This is a genomic window from Streptomyces sp. NPDC031445 (assembly GCF_055581365.1).
Window position 1 is genome coordinate 1 of record NZ_JBVIJO010000048.1, and the last position, 1,646, is coordinate 1,646.

The 1,646-nt window shown below is 66.8% G+C and carries 2 protein-coding genes; both read left to right on the forward strand.

The features are described from left to right. Nucleotides 1-726: alpha-amylase family protein (locus ACZ5DC_RS40530; protein WP_468661494.1), on the forward strand; the 726-nt coding region annotated here is incomplete at its 5' end. Continuing rightward, on the forward strand, nt 723-1,646 hold a 924-nt coding region (locus ACZ5DC_RS40535; RefSeq protein WP_468661496.1), incomplete at its 3' end, for an alpha-amylase family glycosyl hydrolase. The genes ACZ5DC_RS40530 and ACZ5DC_RS40535, both read left to right, overlap by 4 nt.

Consider the following 1,646-nt stretch of genomic DNA (forward strand, 5'->3'; position numbering starts at 1 on the left):
GCCCAGATCGGCTTCCAGCAGTCGTACACGTACTTCACCTGGCGCACCACCAAGCAGGAGCTGACCGAGTACCTCACGGAGCTGTCGGGTGAGGCGGCGGCCTGGATGCGGCCCAACTTCTTCGCCAACACCCCCGACATCCTGCACGCCTACCTCCAGCACGGCGGACGCCCCGCCTTCGAGGTCCGCGCCGTGCTCGCCGCCACCCTCTCCCCGGCCTGGGGCATCTACTCCGGCTACGAACTGTGCGAGAACACCCCGCTCAGGGACGGCGGCGAGGAGTACCTGGACTCCGAGAAGTACCAGCTCCGGCCCCGCGACTGGGAAGCCGCCGCACGCGAGGGACGCACCATCGCCCCCCTCATCACCCGGCTCAACACCATCCGGCGGCAGCAGCCGGCCCTGCGACAGCTGCGCGATCTGCACTTCCACCACGCCGACCAGGACGCGGTGATCGCCTACTCGAAACGGAGCGGATCGAACACGGTTCTGGTGGTCGTGAACCTCGACCCGCACCACACCCAGGAGGCCACGGTCTCGTTGGACATGCCGCAACTCGGCCTGGACTGGCACGAGTCCGTGCCGGTGCGCGACGAGCTCACCGGCGAGACCTACTACTGGGGCAGGGCCAACTATGTGCGCCTCGAGCCGGGTCACAGGCCCGCGCACGTCTTCACCGTCCTGCGACCGTCCACCCCGCAGACCGGAGGGTCACCCACAACATGATCGTCAATGAGCCCGTTCCGGACACCTTCGAAGACACCCCCGCCAAGGACCGGGACCCGGAGTGGTTCAAACGCGCCGTCTTCTACGAGGTCCTGGTCCGCTCCTTCCAGGACAGCAACGGCGACGGCGTCGGCGACCTGAAGGGCCTGACCGCCAAGCTCGACTACCTGCAGTGGCTCGGCGTGGACTGTCTGTGGCTGCCGCCGTTCTTCAAGTCCCCCCTGCGGGACGGTGGTTACGACGTCTCGGACTACACCGCCGTGCTGCCGGAGTTCGGCGACCTCGCCGACTTCGTGGAGTTCGTGGACGCCGCGCACCAGCGCGGCATGCGCGTGATCATCGACTTCGTCATGAACCACACCAGCGACCAGCACCCGTGGTTCCAGGAGTCGAGGCGGGATCCGGACGGTCCGTACGGGGACTACTACGTCTGGGCCGACGACGACAAGCAGTACCAGGACGCCCGGATCATCTTCGTCGACACCGAGGTCTCCAACTGGACGTACGACCCGGTGCGCAAGCAGTACTACTGGCACCGCTTCTTCTCGCACCAGCCGGACCTGAACTACGAGAACCCGGCCGTGCAGGAGGAGATGATCTCCGCGCTGAAGTTCTGGCTGGACCTCGGCATCGACGGGCTCCGGCTGGACGCGGTGCCCTACCTGTACCAGCAGGAGGGCACCAACTGCGAGAACCTGCCCGCGACCCACGAGTTCCTGAAGCGGGTGCGCAAGGAGATCGACGCCCAGTACGCCGACAAGGTGCTCCTCGCCGAGGCGAACCAGTGGCCCGAGGACGTCGTCGACTACTTCGGTGACTACCAGGCCGGCGGCGACGAGTGCCACATGGCGTTCCACTTCCCCGTCATGCCGCGCATCTTCATGGCCGTACGGCGCGAGTCCCGCTACCCGGTCTCCGAG